General features: G+C 65.3%; 14 protein-coding genes. 5 read left to right on the top strand and 9 right to left on the bottom strand.

Going from position 1 to position 21,502, the window contains the following annotated elements; translation table 11 throughout:
- The first annotated feature begins 37 nt into the window (after positions 1 to 37).
- The 3 genes from ACIPHN_RS01750 to ACIPHN_RS01740 all read left to right on the top strand — a co-directional run bounded on the left by ACIPHN_RS01750 (position 38) and on the right by ACIPHN_RS01740 (position 7,452).
- On the top strand, positions 38 to 3,835 hold the full coding sequence (locus ACIPHN_RS01750; RefSeq protein ID WP_400431847.1) for a PAS domain S-box protein: 3,798 nt from the start codon (positions 38 to 40) through the stop codon (positions 3,833 to 3,835).
- Positions 3,836 to 4,043: 208 nt separating this feature from the next.
- Complete coding sequence (locus tag ACIPHN_RS01745; RefSeq protein WP_400433143.1) at positions 4,044 to 6,149, top strand: TonB-dependent siderophore receptor; 2,106 nt, start codon at positions 4,044 to 4,046, stop codon at positions 6,147 to 6,149.
- 52 nt (positions 6,150 to 6,201) lie between these two features.
- A complete protein-coding gene (locus tag ACIPHN_RS01740; RefSeq protein ID WP_400431844.1) occupies positions 6,202 to 7,452 on the top strand; it encodes a PepSY-associated TM helix domain-containing protein in 1,251 nt (416 codons plus the stop codon).
- 8 nt (positions 7,453 to 7,460) lie between these two features.
- Here ACIPHN_RS01740 and ACIPHN_RS01735 read toward each other — a convergent pair whose 3' ends face one another.
- Positions 7,461 to 8,285 carry a universal stress protein gene (locus ACIPHN_RS01735; RefSeq protein WP_400431842.1) on the bottom strand — a complete coding sequence of 275 codons (825 nt, stop codon included), beginning with the start codon at positions 8,283 to 8,285 and terminating at the stop codon, positions 7,461 to 7,463.
- A gap of 148 nt (positions 8,286 to 8,433) precedes the next feature.
- A complete protein-coding gene (locus ACIPHN_RS01730) occupies positions 8,434 to 9,303 on the bottom strand; it encodes a LysR substrate-binding domain-containing protein (protein WP_400431839.1) in 870 nt (289 codons plus the stop codon).
- Positions 9,304 to 9,464: 161 nt separating this feature from the next.
- On the opposite strand from ACIPHN_RS01730, the gene ACIPHN_RS01725 reads away from it, so the two are divergent.
- Complete coding sequence (locus tag ACIPHN_RS01725; protein ID WP_400431837.1) at positions 9,465 to 9,881, top strand: VOC family protein; 417 nt, start codon at positions 9,465 to 9,467, stop codon at positions 9,879 to 9,881.
- The gene (locus tag ACIPHN_RS01720) at positions 9,878 to 10,828 is read left to right on the top strand and encodes a 2-hydroxyacid dehydrogenase (RefSeq protein ID WP_400431834.1); all 951 of its coding nucleotides are present in this window, start codon (positions 9,878 to 9,880) and stop codon (positions 10,826 to 10,828) included. The genes ACIPHN_RS01725 and ACIPHN_RS01720 overlap by 4 nt, the downstream gene beginning before the upstream one ends.
- Here ACIPHN_RS01720 and ACIPHN_RS01715 read toward each other — a convergent pair whose 3' ends face one another.
- The 7 genes from ACIPHN_RS01715 to ACIPHN_RS01685 form a co-directional block, all read right to left on the bottom strand.
- Positions 10,829 to 11,743: a bestrophin family protein gene (locus ACIPHN_RS01715; protein ID WP_400431831.1), complete on the bottom strand. Its 915-nt coding sequence runs from the start codon at positions 11,741 to 11,743 to the stop codon at positions 10,829 to 10,831.
- Between the two features lie 143 nt (positions 11,744 to 11,886).
- Entirely contained in the window at positions 11,887 to 13,314 is a 1,428-nt protein-coding gene (locus ACIPHN_RS01710; RefSeq protein WP_400431829.1) for a heavy metal sensor histidine kinase, read from the bottom strand.
- Between the two features lie 12 nt (positions 13,315 to 13,326).
- The gene (locus ACIPHN_RS01705) at positions 13,327 to 14,019 is read right to left on the bottom strand and encodes a heavy metal response regulator transcription factor (protein WP_400431826.1); all 693 of its coding nucleotides are present in this window, start codon (positions 14,017 to 14,019) and stop codon (positions 13,327 to 13,329) included.
- 82 nt (positions 14,020 to 14,101) lie between these two features.
- A complete protein-coding gene (locus ACIPHN_RS01700; RefSeq protein ID WP_400431824.1) occupies positions 14,102 to 17,266 on the bottom strand; it encodes an efflux RND transporter permease subunit in 3,165 nt (1,054 codons plus the stop codon).
- Positions 17,263 to 18,483, bottom strand: a complete 1,221-nt coding sequence (locus ACIPHN_RS01695) for an efflux RND transporter periplasmic adaptor subunit (protein WP_400431822.1) — start codon at positions 18,481 to 18,483, stop codon at positions 17,263 to 17,265. Before ACIPHN_RS01695 ends, ACIPHN_RS01700 begins: the two co-directional genes overlap by 4 nt.
- Before the next feature lie 73 nt (positions 18,484 to 18,556).
- Complete coding sequence (locus ACIPHN_RS01690; protein WP_400431819.1) at positions 18,557 to 20,023, bottom strand: efflux transporter outer membrane subunit; 1,467 nt, start codon at positions 20,021 to 20,023, stop codon at positions 18,557 to 18,559.
- 234 nt (positions 20,024 to 20,257) lie between these two features.
- Positions 20,258 to 21,448: a citrate synthase family protein gene (locus ACIPHN_RS01685; protein WP_400431816.1), complete on the bottom strand. Its 1,191-nt coding sequence runs from the start codon at positions 21,446 to 21,448 to the stop codon at positions 20,258 to 20,260.
- Positions 21,449 to 21,502: the final 54 nt, after the last annotated feature.

Genomic DNA, 21,502 nt, shown 5'->3' with positions numbered 1-21,502 from the left:
CAATGCTCAACGCAAGGCAAAAGGTACGTTTCACGACATGGCAGAACTCTCCTGGTTGCGCGACGGTGGCCTGGCCGCGCACATTCTTTCCACGTCCGACTGGACGGCAAACGCGCTGGGTGAGCCGGCAGGCTGGTCGCCGGCGCTGCGCGCTGCGCTGGCCATCACGCTGCAATCCTCTACGCCGATGCTGCTGGTCTGGGGCGCCGCCCGCAACATGCTCTACAACGATACCCTGGCGTCGCGGCTGGGCAGTGCGCATCCGGCGCTCTTCGGGGCCCCCCTTGACAATGCGCCCCTCGGCAGTGCGTCCCTGTGGGGCGACGATGCCAGCGGCATGGCGGCATTGCTGAGGTCGACGATCGACGCCGTCTTTGCCAGTGGCCAGCAGCAGCGTACCGTCATGTTGGCGGCGAGCACCGGCCAGGCATCCGAAGAAATCTCCTGCATGCCCATCCCGCAAGACGATGCCGCCGTACCCGCTGGTGTGCTGTGCACATGGCAGGGTGTGGCCCGGAATGGCGCAGCAAGACCGGTGCGGCAGGATGGCCTGTTGCATGCGCTGATGGGGCCTTCGCCTGGTTTCAAGGCCGTGGTGCGCGGTGCGCAGCATGTGTTCGAAAGCGTCAACGAAGCCTGTGCCAGGCTGCTGGGGCGACGTCCGCTGGTGGGCCTGCCGGCGCGCGAGGCCTTGCCCGAACTCCTGGATGGGCAACTCTTCAAGCTGCTGGACCAGGTGCGCGAACGTGGCCAGCCTCATCTGGTGCATGGACTGCGCCTGTTCCTGCGTCGCGAGGACGACAGCCCCTACGCCGGCGTCGTGCTGGAACTGGCCTTGCAGCCCATCACGGATGATGGCGGGCAGGTCGAGGGCATACTCATCGAAGGGCATGACGTCACCGAGCGCGTGGTCGCCGAAGAGCGTTTGCGCATCGTCGATCGGGCCGGCGGCATTGGCATCTTCGAGTGGTTTCCGCAGACGGACAAGCTGTCGGTATCGGATCGCTTCCGCCGGCTGTGGGGCCTGGAGGCCAGCGGCGAGGTCAGGGCAGCAGATCTGGTGGCCATGATCGACGAGCAGTTCCATCCCAACCTGGGGACGGCCACCATCAAGGAGCCCGCGCGCAGGAATCCGCTTGAATACACCGAGTACCACATCACCCGTCCCGACGGCCAGCAACGCTGGCTGGCGCGCAAGGGCGAGATGGTGCAGGACGATCCACGGGCCGGCACCCGCTATGCGGGGGTGGTCTTCGATGTCACCTCACGCAAGCTGATGGAGCAGGCGCTGGCGGCTTCCGAGGCCAGCGTGCGTGCCAACAATGCCTTCGTGCGGCAGCTGCTGGATTCCACCGACCAGGGTTTCTTCTCCATCGACCGTGATGGCACCATCACGCTATGCAACGCCGCCTTCCTGCGCATGCTGGGCTATGCCAGCGAGAAGGAGGTGCTGGGCCGCGCCTTGCATGAAGTGATCACGGTGCCAGCCGAGGCGGCGGCGGTCAGCTGCACCGAATGCGCCGTGCTCAAGGCCGCGCGCGAGGGGGTGAGCGCACAGGTGGACAACGAGAATTTCCTGCGTGTCGATGGCAGCAGTTTCCCGGTGCAATACCAGACCCATCCGGTCTGGCAGGATGGCCGCCTGCAGGGCGCGCTGTGTACCTTCGTGGACCTGACCGAGCGCAGGCGCGGCATGCAGGCCCTGTCCTGGAGCGAGAACCGTCTCACCGCCATCTTCAACCAGGCCTCGGTATGCTTCTCCGAACTGGACCTGCATGGCCGCTATCTGCGCGTGAACAAGGCGCTGTGCCGCATGCTCGGCCGCAGCGAAGAAGAGCTGCTGCAGATGACCCTGGCCGACGTCACCCATCCCGATGACGTGCCGATGAACATGTCGCTGTTCAATCGCAGCATCGTCGATGGTCGCTCCTTCACGCTGGAGAAGCGCTACCTGCGGCCGGATGGCTCGACCTTCTGGGTGTCCAGCGACATCAGTCGCATCGTCGATGCCGAGGGCCGGCCGCAAGCCATGATCGCGGTCTCCACCGACATCACCGAACGCCGCCGCGCCGAGGAAGCGCTGCGCGAACTGAACGATACGCTGGAGCAGCGCGTGGTCGAGGAAATCGTCGAACGCAGTCGCGCCGAGGCGGCCTTGCGGCAGATGCAGAAGATGGAGGCGGTGGGGCAGCTCACCGGTGGGGTGGCGCATGACTTCAACAATGTCCTGCAGATCATCGGTGGCAACCTGCAATTGCTGCAATCGGATCCGCAACTGGACGAGCGCGGCCGACAGCGCATCCGTATCGCCACCGGCGCCGTCGACCGGGGCGCCAAGCTGTCGTCGCAACTGCTGGCCTTTGCGCGGCGCCAGCCGCTGCAGCCGCGCAGCATCAATCTCGAACGCGTGGTACAGAACATGGAAGACCTGCTGCGTCGCGCCGTGGGTGAGCACATCGAGATTTCCACGGTGGTCACGCGTGAGCTGTGGAATACCATGCTGGACCCCAATCAGGTCGAGAACCTGATCATCAATACCGCCATCAACGCGCGCGACGCCATGCCTAGCGGCGGCCGCCTGACGGTGCAGATCGACAATGTGCAACTGAGCGATCCGGGTTTCCTGTCGCAGGCCGACCTGACGGCGGGCGACTATGTCGAACTGCAGATCTCCGATAATGGCGCGGGGATGTCACCGGAGGTACGCGAGCGTGCCTTCGAGCCCTTCTTCACCACCAAGCGGGAAGGCGAGGGCAGCGGACTGGGCCTGTCCATGGCCTATGGCTTCGTCAAGCAGAGCAAGGGCCACATCAGCCTGCACAGCGAGCCGGGCAAGGGCACGACCATCCGTATCTACTTCCCGCGCTGCGTCGATGAAGAGGTGCTGATCGAGGATCATCGCGAGATGGAAGTTCGTGGTGGCGACGAGACCATCCTGGTGGTGGAAGACGACGCCAACCTGCAGCTGACGGTCATCGATACACTCTCCTCGCTGGGCTATCGTGTGCTCAAGGCCGACAACGGCGATCGTGCGCTGGCCATCTTGCAGAGCGGCATGCCGATCGACCTGATGTTTACCGATGTGGTGATGCCAGGCAGCGTGGCCGTGACCGAACTGGCGCGTCAGGCAAGGCAATGGTTGCCGGATATCGAGATCCTGTTCACCTCCGGCTATCCGCGCGACGCCATCGTCCATGAAGGGCGGCTGGATGCGGGCGTGGAGCTGCTCTCCAAGCCTTACCGCATCAACCAGCTGGCGCGGCGCATCCGTCACCTGTTGTCGAACCGGGCGCAGCGTATCGGCCTGTCCCAGATGGCCCGCGAGCGTGAGCAGGGCTCGGCGACCATCCACAAATTGCCGGTTGCCGACTGGCAGCGCCAGGCGGATGTATCGCCGGTCGCGCTGGAGCAGCAGGCCTATGGCACCACCGATGGCAGCGGTGCGGCAGAGCTGCATGGACAGCCCGGTGCCACCGCGGTGGCCGGATTGCGCCTGCTGGTGGTGGAGGACAATATCGACTCGCAGCAACTGGTGTGCGAACTGCTGGAGACGCTGGGCCACCAGGCCAGGGGCGTGGCCAGCGGTGAAGACGCCCAGCAGGCGCTGGGGGAGCAGGCCTTCGATGTGCTTTTCACGGACGTCAACCTGCCCGGCATGTCCGGCGTGGAACTGGCCAAGGGCGCGCTGGCGCGTTTCCCGGAGATCTCGGTGATCTTCGCATCGGGCTATGGGGCGATGGTGGCACGCAATGTGGGCTTCCCGTCGCACTCCTTGCCCAAGCCTTACGATATCGATCAGCTGCAGGAAATCCTCGGGAAGATCGCGGCGGGGTGAGGGCTGCGGCCACGCTCCCCGCGGTTCCTCGGGCACTTGTGCGTTTGGCAACGCAGGCCACCTCGTGAGAAATTGTGTAAGACCTGTTCCCTTTTTTTGTCATATTTCATAAAATAAATAAGAACTATTCTTGTTCGTATTTAAAAATATAGACAAAAAAGGCCCCTCCTTGACCCTGCATTCCTCCCTCGGCGCGCGTCCGCGTGCCATGTGCCGTGCCTTGCGCCCGGTCTTCGTGACCATGGCGCTGGCCGGTTCGCCGCTGCTGGCACAGGCCCAGTCGACAACCCCGGACGCCGATGACAAGCAATTGCCCGTCGTGACCGTGTCGGCCGAGGGGGAGGGCAAGCAGCACCTGCAGACGCAGTCTTCGGCCGGTGCGCTGGGCGCGCGCACGCTGCTCGATACGCCATTCTCGGTCACCAGCGTGACCGCGGCCGAGCTGGCCGACAAGCAGATCCTCAAGCTGGGCGACATCTTCTACAACGATGCCTCGGTCAGCGACAACAGCGGTGGCTATAGTGCCTGGGCGTCCTACATCACCATCCGTGGCCTGCCGGCGGACTGGCAGAATTCCTTCCGCATCGATGGCAAGCCCTTCCTCAGCTATGCCCTGACACTGCCCTACGATCACTTCGAACGCATCGACCTGCTCAAGGGCTCGTCGGGCTTCATGTACGGTTTCGGCACCCCGGGCGGCGTGATCAACTACGTCACCAAGAAACCCACCGAGACCCCCGTGCGCAGCGTCAGCGTGGGCTTTACCAGCAACAATATCTGGACCGAGCATATCGACCTGGGCGGGCGCTTCGGCAACGACCAGATGTTCGGCTACCGCCTCAATGCCACCCATGACCAGGGCGAGACCTTCAACCAGGGCCGTATCCAGCGTGACTCGGTGTCACTGGCCCTGGATGCGCGCCTCACGCGCGACCTGACCTGGGACTTCGAGGCCATCTGGCAAAACAGCAATTCGACCGACCAGACCCCGTCCATCGTCACCAGCAGCCTGACCGGCAGCCGCCTGCCCTCGGTGGTCAGCGGCGGCGACAAGACCCTGGTGGGCGGCGGCCAGCATCTGGATACCAACTTCCAGCTCTACCAGACCGGCCTGACCTATCGCATCAACCCCGACTGGAAGGCCAACCTCAGCTATAGCCACAGCACCTCCAAGCGCTTCCGCAACGAGGGCATCGCCATGCTCACCGATGCCGCGGGCAACTACCAGGACTGGCGTTCGGATTCGCGCGAGGGCCATGTCTTCGACCAGTGGCAAGCCATGTTGGAAGGGAATGCCCGCACCGGCTCCCTCGAGCACCAACTGGTGCTGGGTGCTTCCTGGCAGAAGCAGGTCAACGACTACTCGATCTCGCAGTACTACCAGCAGATCGGCACCGGCAACCTCTATACGCAGAACACCAACAGCCACGACAGCTCGACCGACCTGCAGACCTATCACAGCGGCATCATCACCCAGCAGGCACTGTTCGCCAGCGATACGATCAACTTCTCGGAGGCCTGGTCGGTCCTGGCCGGGGGACGCTACAACCAGTTCCGCCAGGACAGCTTCAGCACGGCCGGGGCCCTGACCTCGCGCTATGACAAGTCGGCCTTCACGCCCACGGTGGCGCTGATGTTCAAGCCTGATCGTTCGACCACGCTCTATACCAGCTACGTGGAATCGCTGGAGCAGGGCGGCACGCCGGCCATCACCAACAGCAACTACGGCAGCCAGCTCAATCCGCTCAAGAGCAAGCAATACGAGCTCGGCGCCAAGACTGATCACGAGCGCTGGAGCGCCACGGCGGCCGTATTCCGTATCGAGCGTGCGGCCGAGTACACGCTCAACAATACGCTGGTGCAGGATGGCCAGTCCAACTACCAGGGCCTGGAGCTGGGGGCGGCCTATCGTCCCACCCAGCAATGGCAGGTGGCGGGCAGCCTCATGCTGCTTGATGCCAAGTACGACAAGGGCAATACCTACAACGGCAACCGCGTGGCGGGTGCGCCCAGGAACATGGCGACGGCCCAGGTTTCCTATCTGGTGCCGCAGGTGGCTGGCCTGAAACTGATGGCCGATGCCAAGTACACCGGCAACACCATGCTGCGAGCGGCCAACGATATCGAGCTGGCCAGCTATACCCTGTTCAACCTGGGCGCCAGCTACACCACGCGCATCGGCAAGTACGACACCACCTTCCGGGTCGCGGTCAACAACCTGCTGGACAAGCGCTACTGGCAGTACCAGTACGAGAACTACATCAAGCCCGGCGATCCGCGCACCTTCAGCCTGACCGCCAAGGTCGACTTCTGATGCCGCTGTCGTCCTATTGCTTTTCGCCCAGCTACTTCGCCAGGTCATCCTCATGCGCGCATCGCTAGTCCTCCTCCATCGCTGGTTCGGCCTGGCCGTGGCCGTGTTCCTGTTCATCGCCGGCGCCACCGGCGCGGTGATTTCCTGGGACCATGAGCTCGACGCCTGGCTGAACCCGCAACTGTTCCACGCCCATAGCGCCGACCAGCCCGGCGCCGGTTCGCCGCAACCGGGGCTGGCGCTGGCGCGTCTGGTCGAAGAAGCCGAGCCACGCTTGCGCGTAACCTACGTGCTCACCGATAGCGAACCCGGCCATACCATCGGCATGATGGTGGAGCCGCGCATCGATGCCGCCACCGGCAAGCCGTATGCGCTGGATTACAACCAGATCGCGGTCGATCCGGTGACGGCCGAGATCCAGGGCCGGCGCATGTGGGGCGCCATTTCGCTCTCGCGCGAGAACCTGCTGCCCTTCCTCTACAAGCTGCACTACACGATGCACCTGCCCGACATGGGTGGCATCGAGACCGGGATCTGGCTGATGGGCCTCATCGGTATCGTGTGGGCACTGGATTGCTTCATCGCGCTCTACCTGTCCTTCCCCAACTGGCGCAGCTGGCGTAAATCGTTTGCCTTCCGCTGGCGCGATGGCGGCCACAAGCTCAACTTCGACCTGCATCGCTCCGGTGGTGTCTGGGTGTGGGGGTTGCTGCTGGTCCTGGCGGTGACCTCGGTGTCGATGAACCTGGAGCGCCAGGTCATGCGGCCCTTGCTGCAGACCGTCTCCACGCTGACACCGGGCCCCTTCGATACGCGTACACCGGTCGCGCCCGAGAAGGTGGGCGAGCCGCGCATCTCGCGCGAAGAGGCGGTGGCGCTGGGGGCGGAGCAGGGGCGCCGGATGGGACTGGCCGATCCGGTGGGCGGCGTGTTCTATTCGGGCATGTTCGGGGTCTATGGCGTGGGCTTCTTCCAGCCGGGCAACGATCATGGTGACGTCGGGCTGGGCAATGCCTGGCTGTACTTCGATGCCAATACCGGCGCCTACGAAGGCGGGCGGGTGCCGGGCCGTGGCAGTGCCGGCGATATCTTCCTGCAGGCCCAGTTCCCCCTGCATTCGGGGCGCATCCTGGGCTTGCCGGGGCGCATCCTGATTTCCTTCATGGGCGCGCTGGTGGCGATGCTGTCGGTCACCGGCGTGATCATCTGGGTGCGCAAGCGTCGTTCACGCCTGCAGCAACGCGCGCGCCTCAAGGCAGAAAAGACACCGGCCCGCGAAGGGCCGGTGGCAGACCTGCGCTGACAACAGGCTTAGTGCGCCATCAGGACCGGGATGGTCATGGTCTTGAGGATGGTCAGGGTCACACCGCCCAGCAGCACTTCACGGAAGCGGGTGTGGCCGTAGCCGCCCATGACCAGCAGGTCGGAACCCTTGTCGGCCGCCAGCGAGAGCAGGGCATTGCCGATGTCCAGGGTGGTCTTTTCCTGGGCCACTTCCACCTTCACACCGTGCCGAGCCAGGTACAGGGCGATGTCGGCGCCCGGCTGCTCGCCGTGGGTGCCCAGGCGCTTGTCGGAGTTGAAGATGACTACCGTCACGTTGTCGGCCTGGCGCAGCAGCGGCAGCGCGGCGGTGACGGCACGGGTCGATTCCATGCTGCCGTCCCAGGCGATCAGGGCGTTCTTGCCGACGTGCTTGAATTCGCCGGCACTGGGGATGATCAGCACCGGACGGGGCGAATTGAGCATCACGTATTCCGGCAGGTCGGTAAGGAAGCTGTCGTCGGCGTCGTCGAGATCGGCCTGGCTCACCACCACCAGATCGGAGTAACGGGCCTGCAGGGCCAGCCCGCCTTCGGCGTCGTCATCGACGAAGCGCTTCTCGTGCGAAGGCACGCCGACGCTCTCGGCGATCTTGTCGAAATTCTCCAGGGCGGCCAGGGCGCGGTCGCGGAAACCATCCATCTGTGCGGCCACATAGGCGGCGCCTTCGATGGTGATGAAGCTGGAGATGCCGCTGACGGCACTGCCGATCAGGTGGGCCTGCTGGGTGCGTGCCAGTTCGGCGGCGATGCGGATGCGCTGGGCGGCGTGACGCGACTGGTCGACATGGACCAGGATGGACTTGTAGCTCATGCTAGCTCCTCGGGAGGTGGGGGTGGGGCGGCATCTACAACGCAATGCCATAGCTTCAGACTAGGCCTTGCCCGTCAGGTCGTCCACTCCAATTCACAGGCTCATTGACGCACGTCAAGCACCGCCGGCATATCGGGCTGGTGCGTTGTCACGCCGCCGGCAGCGCCTCGGCCAGCGCCCTGAGCATGGTCGGGCGTTCGCTCTGGGCCGGGGTCAGCAGCAGGATGTCGCGGGTGTAGAGATCTCCCGGCGCGCGTTCTACTGCTTCCACGCGGCAAGCCCGGGCCAGCTTCTCCAGTCCGTTCCAGCGCGGTACCAGGCTCACGCCCACGCCATCGGCGACCAGCATGGCGATGGTCTCCAGCGCATCGAGGTCGCACAGGACGGTGGGCCGCAGGCCCTGGTCGTCCAGGTAGCGCTGGCCCAGGCGTCCCCCCCACGCGGCCGGATCGTAGCGGATGTAGGCCTGTCGTTGCAGCAAGTCGTCGATGTCGCCGCGCAAGCTGCGGCGCGCCAGCAGGACCAGTTCTTCCCGCTGCAACAGGCGGGCTTGCAGGCTGCGCGGCAGGGCGAAGGGCGGTGCCACCAGGATGGCTGCATCCAGGTCCCCGGCCAGCAGCGCCTGGTACAGGCCGCGCGAGGTCCCCGGCACGATGGTGGGCCGCAGGCCCGGCGCCTGTGCCGTCAGGGCGCGCAGGGCAGCCGGCAGCAGGCCGGTCAGGGCGGTGGAGATGGCGCCGATGCGCAGCACGCCGGTGAGGCCTTCGTCGTCGGTGTCACCGGCCAGCAAGGCCACCTCGCGCACGATGCGGCGCGCCCGTGGCAACAGCGCCAGGCAAGCCTCGGTGGGCAGGGCCGCATGGCCGGCACGCGAGAGCAGGGCGCAGCCGAGTTCGCGTTCCAGCGCCTGGATGCGCTGGCTGATGGCGGCCGCGGTGAGGTGCTCGCTGCGCGCGGCATCGGCGATGGAGCCGCTGTCGACCACCGCGATGAGGCTTTTCAGGTAGCGGCTCTCCATAAGAAATCCTTTTGAACTCAATAAGAATTAAATGCTATCTCTTTTGTTCATGGATCGCTATGCTGACAGATCGTTCCCGCTCGCCCCATGCCTGGCCATACCGATGCAGGGCATGGGCGGCCGTGCCATGATTGACTTCCACCTCCACCGGGCCAGATTCCATGAAATCCATCTTCCACCTCGCCTATCACGTCCGCGACCTCGACCAGGCGCGCCGCTTCTACTGCGACCTGCTGGGTTGCCAGGAAGGCCGCAGCACCGATACCTGGGTCGACATCGACTTCTTCGGCCATCAGTTGTCGCTGCACCTGGGCGAGCCCTTTGCCGTGAGCAATACCGGCAAGGTCGGCAACCACATGGTGCCGATGCCGCACCTGGGCGTGATCCTGCAGATGCAGGACTGGCAGCAGCTGGCCGATACCCTCACTGCCAGCGGCGCAGTGAAGTTCGTGCTGGCACCGCAGATCCGCTTCGCCGGCGAGCCGGGCGAGCAGGCCACCATGTTCTTCCTGGATCCCTTCGGCAATCCCATCGAGGTCAAGGGCTTCCAGGACCTGCAGCAGGTCTACGCGCAATGAGCGGCAAGACCCCAATCCCCTTCGTCAGCCAGGGCGATGCCGCGTCGGTAGCGACCTGGTTGCAGGCCCTGCGGTCGGCCATGCCAGACGAAGAACTGCTGGCGTTTTCGGAACTGAACGAGGTGCAGCGCGCGCAATGCCGGCTGGCCATCGTTGCCAATCCCGATCCGGCACAGCTGAAGCTGCTGCCGCAATTGCAATGGGTACATAGCGTCTGGGCCGGTGTCGAGAGGCTGGTGGCCGACCTGGGTGACAGCGGCCTGCAGCTCACCCGCCTGGTCGATCCGCGCCTGGCCGCGACCATGGCCGAGGCCGTGCTGGCCTGGAGCCTCTACCTGCATCGCGACATGCCGGCCTATGCGCGCCAGCAGCGTGAGGCGCGCTGGGACTCGCTCGACTATGTCCTGCCCGAGCAGCGCCGCATCGGCCTGCTGGGTCTGGGCGCGCTGGGCGAGGCGGCGGCGCAGGCCTTGCGCCAGGCGCGCTTCCCGGTCAGCGGCTGGAGCCGCAGCCCGCGCAGCGTGGCGGGCGTGCAGACCTATAGCGGCATGGAGGGCCTGGATCAACTGCTGAAAGAGAGCGATATCCTGGTCTGCCTGTTGCCCCTGACCGAGGATACCCGGGGCTTGCTGGGCGCAGAGCGCCTGGCACTACTGCCGGCACAGGCGCAGCTGATCAACTTCGCACGCGGCCCCATCATCGACGATGCCGCGCTGCGTGTGGCCCTGGATGCGGGACAGGTGCGTCATGCGGTACTCGATGTGTTCGCCATCGAACCCTTGCCGTCGACGGCCTGGCAATGGTCGCATCCGGGCGTGACGGTGCTGCCCCATTGCTCGGCCCCGACCGATTGCCAGACCGCCTCGGCCATCGTGGCGGCCAATATCGCGCACTATCGCAACAGTGGCGAGATCCCCGCCAACGTCGATCTCAAGCGAGGCTACTGATCAGTCCAGACGATAGTCCGGGCCGCAGCGTACGGCCGGCGGCAGGGGCTGGCCGGCCAGTTCGCGCAGGGAGCGCTCGATTTCCACGCTGATGGCTTCCAGTGCCAGGCCGTTGGGGCTGATGGCAAAGGGCTCGGCGATGTCGCAGGCGATCGCCTCCAGCGCCAGGAAGGTATAGGACACGAACACCGAGATCAGCGGCGTGGCATAGCCGATGGCATCGACCAGGCCGAAGGGCAGCAACAGGCAGTAGATGTAGACGGTACGGTGCAGCAGCACGCCATAGGCAAAGGGAATGGGCGTGGATGCGATGCGTTCGCAGGCACCGATGCAGTGGTTGATCTCGTTGAGCTGCTGGTCGCAGGCCCACAGGCGGGCATCCGATAGCCGTCCTTCATCATTGGCGCGGGCCAGCAGGCCGCGCAGCTGGTCCATCACCGCCACCGGCAGATAGCGGGCCTGACCCAGCTGCTGTGCCTGCGCCGCCGGCAGCAGGCGCTCCAGGTCGGCTTGCGGTGAGCTCTTGCGTAACTGGTGCTTCAGCGCATGCACCAGCAAGACGATACGGTCGATGAACAGCTGGCGCTGTGCAGTGTCGCCGCCGGCATAGTGCAGCCATTGTGAGCCCAATGCACGTGCGGCGATCAGCAACGCGCCCCAGATCTTGCGTCCCTCCCAGTAGCGGTCATAGCTGGCATTGTTGCGAAAGGCCAGGAAGATGGCCAGCGCCACACCCAGCAAGGTGAATGTGGAGGTATTGAGCGGCAGCTTGTCGCCGAAGATCTTGCCACCGGTAAAGACCGCCAGGGTCGACACGGCCGTCATCAGCAGCATCTGCGGAATGATGGCGCGCAGTACGGAGCCGTTCCAGACGAACAGCATGCGGAACCAGTGGGGCTGGGGACGAACGATCATGGCGGTGGTTTCCTGATAAAGCCGCTGGGACAGGCCGGGCCTGTCCTGTGCAGGGATTCCATGATAGTGCGGCGGGCGGCGGCTGGCGTGTACAGATGTTTGCACGCGTTGCAGATACAGCAACGGCGCCACAGCGCACAAGCTCAGTCGCGCGCGATCGTGAAGCCGATGCTGTTGTGCCCGCCATTGCTGTAGGCGAAAGCACGCCCGCCATGCATGCGCGCCACCGCCTTGACGATGGCCAGGCCCAGGCCGTGGCCATGGCTGCCATTGATATCCTGACGGGCGCTGTCGACGCGGTAGAAGCGGTCGAACAGGCGCGGCAGGTGCTGCTCGTCGATGGGCGCGCCGGGGTTGGTCACGGCCACGCGCACGGTTTCTTCCTGGCTGGCGATATCGATGCGGATCAGCGCGCCGACCGGCGAATGCTGGATGGCGTTCTGGATCAGGTTGGTCAGGGCGCGCTTGAAGAGGGCCGTCTCCATCATCGCGGTGGCGTCGGTATCGCCGGCCACCGTGATGATCATGCTGGCGTCATCGAGCACGAACTCAAAGAAATCCACGGTCTTCTGCACCTCGTCGGCCAGGCGCGCCGGCACCCGCGCGGTCGCCGCCTCGCCCTGGTCGGAACGGGCCAGGAACAGCATGTCGTTGATGATGGAACGGATGCGATCCAGTTCTTCCAGGTTCGATTGCAGCACATCCTTGAATTCGCCCGCGCTGCGCTCACGCGCCAGCGCCACCTGGGTTTCGCCGATCAGGTTGGCCAGGGGCGTGCGCAATTCATGGGCGACGTCGGCGTTGAAGGCTTCCAGCTGGGTATAGGCTTCCTGGATACGGCCGAGGGCGCCGTTGAAGGCTTCAGCCAGCACCGACAGTTCTTCCGGCAACGACTCCACCGGCATGCGCGCCGAGAGCTTGCGCGGCGTGAAGTTCTGCGCTCGCGCCGACATGCGCCGCAGGGGCGCCAGCCCGGCCCGTGCGATCCAGTAGCTGGAGATGACGGCCAGCACGATCCCCAGCAGCGAGAACACCGTGGTGGCCAGCAGGAAGGTGCGTCGCATCTCGAAGTAGGGGGCGCCATCCACGCCCACGGTGACCTGCACTTCGGGTCTCTCCTCGAAGGCCGGCAGGGTACGGGTCATGATGTGGACCGGGTATTGCCGCCCCGGCAGGTGCAGGCGGCCCACCGACTTGCCGTCGTCCTCGGTGATGTGGCTGGAATGCAGGTGCGTGAGGTCGCCGAAGGTGAAGCGCGGATCCTTGCCATCGATCCAGAAGGAGACGTGCTGGTCGGCCTGGGTCAGGGTGGCCAGCTTCAGTTGCACCCGGCCCCAGCGCTCGGTATTGCCGGCGCGGCTGATCTGGTAACTGATGTCGTTGAGGGTGGTAAAGAGGCCGTCGCGCTCGTGGCGCATCAGCTCGCCCTTGAGCACGGTGTAGAGCACGATCCCGGCCAGGGCAAAGATGAACAGTGCCGAGGCCGCCGACATCAGCACCAGCCGGGCCGTGATCGATTGGCGCAGCGGCAGGCGCAGCCAGGGTTGGTGCGGTTGGGCGGGATCGGTCATGGTCAGACCTGGTCAGTCATCGCTGGCCTCGCCGGCGGCGCGTGGTTCCAGCACGTAGCCCATGCCCCGCACGGTATGCAGCAGTTTCTGCTCGAAGGGCGCATCGATCTTGGCGCGCAGGCGCTTGATGGCGACCTCGACCACATTGGTATTGCTGTCGAAATTCATGTCCCAGACCAGTTCGGCAATGGCCGTCTTGGACAGGATCTCGCCCTGGCGGCGCGCCATCACGGCCAGCAGCGCGAATTCCTTGGCGGTGAGGTCGATGCGCAAGCCGCCCCGGAAGGCCTTGCGCGAGAGCAGGTCGATCTGCAGGTCGCCGATGCGTAACTGCGCCGGCTCCTGCGAACGTCCGCGCCGGGTCAGTGCCTGCAGGCGGGCCAGCAGTTCGAGGAAGGAGAAGGGCTTGATCAGGTAATCGTCGGCGCCCTCGTGCAGACCCTTGATGCGGTCTTCCACGCTGTCGCGGGCGGTCAGCATGATGACCGGGGTCTGCTTGATGGTGCGCAGCGAGCGCAGCACCGAGAAGCCATCCAGCCCCGGCAGCATGACGTCGAGCACGATCACGTCGTAATCATGCTGGATCGCCAGGTGCTGTCCGTCCACCCCGTTGGAGGCCAGGTCGACCGCGCATCCCTGCTCGGTCAGGCCCTTGCAGAGGTATTCGGACATCTTTTGCTCGTCTTCGACTATCAGGATCTTCATGCGCTCTCCACCTGCCGCGCCGGGGCAGGACTCCCCGGTTGCGGCCTAGACCGGATTCTACCTGTCCGGCTTTTTTCGGTCATCAGTGTCCTGGCGGTTGTGCCTTGGCCAGCCGGGCGGCCTTGCGTTCCTGGCGGGCCTGTTTCTTGTCCATGTACCAGTAGTGCGCTCGATCCAGGTACAGGTAGACCACCGGCGTGGTGAACAGCGTCAGTGCCTGCGACAGCACCAGGCCACCCACCATCGAGAAGCCCAGCGGGCGACGCAGCTCGGAGCCGGCACCGTGGCCCAGCATCAGCGGCAGGCCAGACAGCAGGGCGCACATGGTAGTCATCATGATGGGGCGGAAGCGCAGCAGGCAGGCCCGGTAGATCGCTTCTTCCGGCTTCATGCCCTGGGTGCGTTCGGCGGTGAGGGCGAAGTCGATCATCATGATGCCGTTCTTCTTGACGATACCGATCAGCAGGATGATGCCGATCAGGGCGATCACCGACAGGTCGTAGCCGCCCGCCATCAGGATCAGCAGCGCCCCCACGCCGGCCGAGGGCAGGGTGGAGAGAATGGTCAGCGGGTGGATGTAACTTTCATAGAGCAGGCCCAGCACGATGTAGACGGCGATCAGGGCAGCCGCGATCAGGTAGGGTTGCGACGAGAGCGAATCGCCGAAGGCCTTGGCCGTGCCCTGGAAGTTGCCCACCAGGGTCTGCGGCGCGCCCATTTCTTCCTTGGTCTTGTTGATGATATCCACGGCCTCGCCCAGGGACACACCCTTGGCCAGGTTGAAGGAGATCGTCACCGCCGGGAACTGGCTCTGGTGGCTGATCGACAGGTAGGAAGTCTTGGTCGTGTCGACCTTCACGAAGGTCGACAGCGGCACTTGCTGACCGGTCAGGGGGGAGGTCAGGTAGAGCTTGTCGAACAGGGCCGGGTCCTTCTGCAGCTCCGGCGTGACTTCCATGACCACGTGATAGCTGTTGATCTGGGTGAAGTACTGGGCGACCTGGCGCTGGCCGATGGCGTCATAGATGGTGGCGTCGATCAGCGAGGGCGAAATGCCGAAGCTGGAAGCGCGTGCCCGGTCGATCGTGATGACGGCGGCGGCGGCCTGGTTCTGCTGGTCGGAGGCGACGTCGGTCAATTGCGGCAGCTGGCGGAAACGTTCCAGCATGCGCGGCGCCCACACGTTCAATTCATCCAGGTCGGTATCGGTGACGGTGTACTGGTACTGGGTACGTGCCAGGCGGCCACCGACGTTGATGTCCTGGCTGGCCTGCATGAACAGGTTCACCCCTTGTACGCCAGCCACCTTGGGGCGCAGGCGCGTGATGATCTCGTCGGCGTTGGCGGTGCGGCCTTCGTCCTTGGGTTTCAGGGCGATGAAGAACTGGCCGGTATTGAAGGTGGTCGAGCCGGCGCTCATGGCAAAGCCGGTCACGTCGGGATCCTGGCGCACGATCTCGGCGACCTTCAGGAGACGCTTTTGCATGGCCGCCGAGGAGGTGTCCTGGGCCGATTCAGCAAAGCCGACGATCACACCGTTATCCTGCTGCGGGAAGAAACCCTTGGGGATGAAGATGAACAGCACCACCGTCAATGCCACCGTGGCGATGAAGCTCATCAGGGTGATGAACTGGTGCTTCATCACCACGTCCAGGCCGCGCTTGTAGCCGCGCAGCATGGCGTCGAAACCGCGCTCGAAGAGCTGGTACAGCTTGCCGTGCTGGTTGGCGTGCTCGCTCTTGAGGAAGCGCGAGCACAGCATGGGCGTGAGCGTGAGCGAGATGATCACCGACACGCCGATGGTCAGGGTCACCGTCACGGCGAACTCACGGAACAGGCGGCCGACGATGCCGCCCATGAGCAGCAGCGGGATGAACACCGCCACCAGCGAGACCGAGATCGAGATGATGGTGAAGCCGATCTCGCCCGCCCCCTTGAGGGCGGCTTCCATCGGCGACATGCCTTCCTCGACGTAGCGATAGATGTTTTCCAGCATCACGATGGCGTCATCCACCACGAAGCCCACCGCGATGGTCAAGGCCATCAATGACAGGTTGTCGAGGCTATAGCCCACCACATACATCACGGCGGCCGTGCCCATGATGGCCAGCGGCACCGTCACGCTGGGGATCAGCGTGGCGGCCACATTGCGCAGGAACACGAAGATCACCATCACCACCAGGGCAATGGTCAGTATCAGGGTGAATTCGACGTCTTCGACCGAGGCGCGGATGGTCTGGGTGCGGTCGATCAGGGTATTGACGTGGATGGCGGCCGGAATGGCGGCACGCAGGCGCGGCATGGCGGCCTTGATGCGACCCACGGTCTCGATCACGTTGGCACCGGGTTGCTTGGTGATGGCCAGCACGATGGAGCGGCCATTGGTGATGCTGTGGTCGCTGCCAGCGGCCGCGCCGGAGAACGCCCAGGCGGCGATCTTGTTGTTTTCGGGGCCATCCACGGCCACGCCGATGTCCTTGACACGGATCGGCGCGCCATTGCGCCAGGCCAGGACCATGTCATTCCACTGGGCGGCCTTGAGCAACTGGTCGTTGGTATAGACCGTGAAGCTCTGGTTGGCGCCATCGACCGTGCCCTTGGGCTGGTTCACGGTGGTGGTGGCGATGACACCGCGAATGTCTTCCAGGCTGATGCCCAGCGTGGCGATCTTGGCCGGATCGATCTGGATGCGCACGGCCGGTTTCTGCTGGCCGTTGACGTTGACCAGGCCCACCCCCGAGATCTGCGAGATCTGCTGGGCCAGGATGTTGTCGGCGTAGTCGTTGACCACCGTCAGCGGCAGCTCATCGGACTGCACCGACATGATCATGATGGGCGAGTCGGCCGGGTTGATCTTGCGGAAGGTCGGCGGATTGGGCAGGTTGGCCGGCAATTGCCCGGTCGACGCATTGATGGCGGCCTGCACGTCCAGTGCGGCGGCATCGATGTTGCGGTTCAGGTCGAATTGCAGGGTGATCTGGGTGCTGCCCAGGGTACTCTGCGAGGTCATCTGCGAGAGGCCGGCAATGAGCGAGAACTGGCGCTCCAGCGGCTGGGCCACGTTGGAGGCCATGGTCTCGGGACTGCCTCCGGGCAACTGCGCGGTCACCTGGATGGTCGGGAAGTCCACCTGCGGCAGCGGTGCCACCGGCAGCAGCGGCCAGACCGCCACCCCGACCAGCAGGATGGCGATGGCCAGCAGCGTGGTGCCGATGGGGCGTTTGATGAAGGCTGCGGAAACGCTCACTTGGTGCTTCCTTTCGCTTCCGGATTGGCAGCAGCAGCTGCTGCCGGCTTGGCGCCAGCAGGCTTGCTTTCCACGATGCGCGTGCCCGGCTTGAGCTTGTACTGGCCGTCCAGCACCACGCGCAACTCAGGCTTGAGGGCGGCGTCGGCCACCAGCACGGCGATGCCGTCCTGGATACGCTCCACCTTGACGGGCTGCACGAAGGCCTGGTCCTGGGCATCCACGGCGTAGACATAGGTGCCTTGCTGGTTGCGCTGGATGGCCGCTGCCGGCAGGGTCGGCACCTCGCCATGGGTATTCATCTGCAGACGGGCGTTGACATACTGGCCCGGCCACAGCTTGTGGTCGGCATTCTCGAAGCGGGCTTTCAGTTGCACGGTGCCGTTGCTGGTATTGATCTGGTTGTCCAGCAAGATCAGCTTGCCGGTGGCAAGGGTGTCCTGCGAGTCGCGGGCATAGGCCACCACCTTGAGCGGATGCTGGCTGTCGCGCTGGGCCTGGTTGATGGTGCCCACGGCTTCTTCAGGCAGGGTGAAGAGCAGGGTGATCGGATCGATCTGGTTGATGACCACCAGGCCATTGGCATCGGCCGCATGGACGATATTGCCCGGATCGACCAGGCGCACGCCGACCCGGCCCGAGATGGGGGCGGTGATGGTGGTGTAGCTCAGTTGCACCTTGGCATAGGCGATCTGGGCGTCATCGGTCTTGACAGCCGCTTCGAGCTGGGCCACCAGGGCCTTTTGCGTATCCAGCTGCTGCTGGGTGGCCGCATCCTGGCCGCGCAGGGTGGTGTAGCGCTGCAGGTCCAGGCGCGCATTGAGCAATTGCGCTGCATCCTTGGCCCGCTGCGCTTCGGCCTGGGCCAGCTGGGCCTGCAGGGCGCGCGGATCGATCTGGGCCAGCAGCTGGCCCTTCTTGACGTCTTCGCCTTCCTTGAACCCGACCTTGTCGAGCTGCCCATCGATGCGGGTCTTGACCGTCACGCTGGCGTTGGCCGTGACCGTGCCGACGCCGGCCAGGTAAAGCGGCAAGTCGCGTTGCTGCACCGTGGTGAGGCTGACCGATACCGGCGGTGCGGCCTTGGCGGGGGCCTGGTCGGCGGCGCTGGCGCGCTGCATGTGCAGCCAGCCACCGGCACCGGCGGCCAGGATCAGGGCCGTTGCCACGGCGACGGCGGTAGAAGAGCGCTTGGGAGCTTGGGAGGATGTGGTCATGCCTGAAACTCGTCCTGAAATGATCGCTGGGTAAGTCGGAATACGTGATACGTCGCAATGGATGATGGAGACGCTAGCGCGCGGCCACCGGGGTTGCCGCCGCAGTGGCGGCCTGGTCGATCTGGCCAGCCTGCCAGCCACCGCCGGTCGCCTTGACCAGCGCCACGCTGGCCACCAGCTGGCGACCCAGCAGGGTGACGGCGCTACGCTGGTTGGTCAGCGAGGTGGCCTGGGCGGTCACCACCGAGAGATACGTGGTGGTACCGGCCTGGTACTGGCTCAGGGCCAAGCGTTCTGCCAGCTGGGCCGATTTCACGGCCTGGGCCTGGACCACGCTTTCCTGGTCGAGCACGCGCAGGGTGGAGAGGTTGTCTTCCACTTCCTGCAGGCCACCCAGCACGGTCTGCTTGTACTGCGCCACGGCGGCATCGTAGGCGGCCAGGGCCGAATCGTTGCGGGCGCTGCGGGCGCCACCGTCGAAGAGCGTCTCGGCCAGCAGGGCACCCAGCGACCAGACGCGGCTGGGGGTATCAAACAGTTGCGCGAAAGCCAGGCTGCTGTAGCCGCCGCTGGCGGCCATGGTCAGGGTCGGGAAGTAGGCCGCGCGTGCCACGCCGATATTGGCGTTGGCGGCGGCTGCCAGGCGTTCTGCATTGGCGATGTCGGGGCGACGTTCCAGCAGGTCCGAGGGCAGGCCGGTAGGGATCTGCGGCAGGCTGGCCTGCAGGCGCTGGGCGTTGGCATCCATGGCGCTGTCGCTGGCCGCGACCGGCAACACCGGCGCCAGCGAGAAGGCCGCCGGGGCCTTGCCGATCAGCATGGCGATGGCGTGTTCGAGCTGGTTGCGGGTGGCGTCCAGGTCGATCAGCTGGGCTTGGGCGGCACGCAACTGGGTCTCGGCCTGGGCCACGTCGGAGCGCAGGGCGGTGCCGGCTTCGTACTGGTGGGTGGTCAGTTGCAGCGAGCGCGTATAGGCCTCCACGGTGCGACCGTAGAGATCCTTTTGCAGGTCGGTCACGCGCAGTTGCAGGTAATCCTGAGCCAGGGTGGCCTGGATCGACAGTCGCGCCGCCGCCAGGCTGGCCGCGCTGGCCTGGGCAGTGGCGTCGCCAGCCTCGGCGCCGCGCCGGATGCGACCCCAGATATCGGCTTCCCAGGAGGCGTTCAGGCCCACCGCATAGGTGTCGGCCAGGCGCTGCACGCCGTTGGTATTGGTCTGTGCCCGCGTCGGCCCGGCTTGCAGGCCGACGGTGGGCCACAGGCTGGCACGCGCCACCTGGGCCGTAGCCTGGGCCTGGCGATACTGGGCGGCGGCTTGCAGGATGGACTGGTTGGCGGCGTTGGCCTGGGTGATCAGGTCGTTGAGGATGGGGTCGCCATAGGCTTCCCACCAGCGCTGGCTGTCATCGATCTGGCGCGGCGTGGCCACTTTCCAGGGGCCGTTTTCCTTGTAGGCCTGCGGCAGGTCCATGCGCGGGCGCACATAGTCGGGACCGACGGCGCATCCGCCCAGCAGCGCCGCCAGCAACAGCACGCTCATTCCCCTTGTGGCGCGGAAGGGGGATTGATGTTGGGGATGTGTGAAATGACGCGTGCTGGTACTGGCGGCGCTGCGGCGGAACGGGACGACCATAAGGCTCACGGAAATGGCTGCGGATGACGGACAGGCCGCCATCTGCGCCCCTCAGCGCGAATGCATCGGCCACTGCTGCTACTGGTCGCAACTGTAATCGTTACCGGTCGACATCACGCTGACGCCAATATGACAATTTTGTCAGTTAGCGATGGGCATCACGCCAACGTAGGCGGCGCGTGGCCGGATGAGGCTGCCGGTGCGCCCCTGCTCCAGGGCGTGGGCGATCCAGCCCAGCGAGCGGCCCAGGGCGAACAGGCCGAAGGCACTGCCAGGCGGCAGACCCAGATGGCGTCGCAACGCCGCCAGGGCGAAATCGACCGAGGGCGCATGGCCGGTCAGCTCGCGCATCACCTCGGTGGCAGTACGCCAGTGCGGATGCAGGGGTAGCAGGTCGGCCAGCAGGGCGCTGGCGCGCACATCGCCTTGCGGATAGAGATGATGGCCGAAGCCGGGCAGATCGTCGCCACGCGCCAGGCGCTCCCGCAGGCAAATCCCCGGATCGGCAGCCGTATCCAGTTCATCCAGCAGGGCCTCGACGCGTGCCGTGGTGCCGCCATGCAGCGGGCCGCTCAAGGCCGCCAACCCGCCGATGACGGCCGCCTGCAGGTTGGCGCCGGTGGAGGCGATGCAACGGGCGGTGAAGCCGGAGGCGTTCAATTCATGGTCGGCGCATAACACCAGCGCGCGCCGGACCAGGTCGGCCCCCGTGGCATCGAGTTGCCAGGCCTGCGCACATTGCAGATGGATGGGGGCTGCCGAGGGGGCTATCCCCAGCAAGCAGGCGGCCAGGCGGCGTACCAGCAGGCCGCAGCTGGCCAGCTGCCGTTCGGGTGGCAGGCGCCATTGGGCGCCGATGTCGTCGCCGCAGGCCAGGGCGAACAGCGGCAGCAGGGTCTGTTCGGCACGGCGACCCTGCCATTGGGCGCGCAGGGTATCGACGCCCTCGGGGAGGGGCGGCGCATGCGGACCGAAGGCATCTTCCTCCCGGCAATCCCAGAGCAGCGCGGCGGCCTGCTCCACGCTGGCGCCGACGCTGACGGTGACGGCGTCGTGGCCGCGATAGTACAGGCGCCCATCCTCGATCAGGGTCAGTGCCGACTCCAGCACCGGCAAGCCCCAGTCCAGTGCCGCCCGGGCGACTTCGCGCGGCTTGCGACCGCGGGTACGGCTGGTGGCCAGTCGTTCCACCTCGCTGGCCAGGTAGCGGCTTTCGCGCTGTTCTTCGCCCGGATGGGCGTGCAGCAGGCCTCGGCTGACGTAGGCATACAGGGTCTGGCGCGAGACGCCCAGCAGCGTGGCCGCTTCGGCCGAAGAGAGATAGGTGGCCATGAGGGATCACTTGGCAAGTCGACAGGTTGATTAAATTAATCAATATTGACGATT

The sequence above is a fragment of the Herbaspirillum sp. NPDC087042 genome, assembly GCF_044745245.1.
GTDB lineage: Bacteria > Pseudomonadota > Gammaproteobacteria > Burkholderiales > Burkholderiaceae_D > Herbaspirillum.
This window is presented reverse-complemented; position numbering and strand designations above follow the sequence as displayed.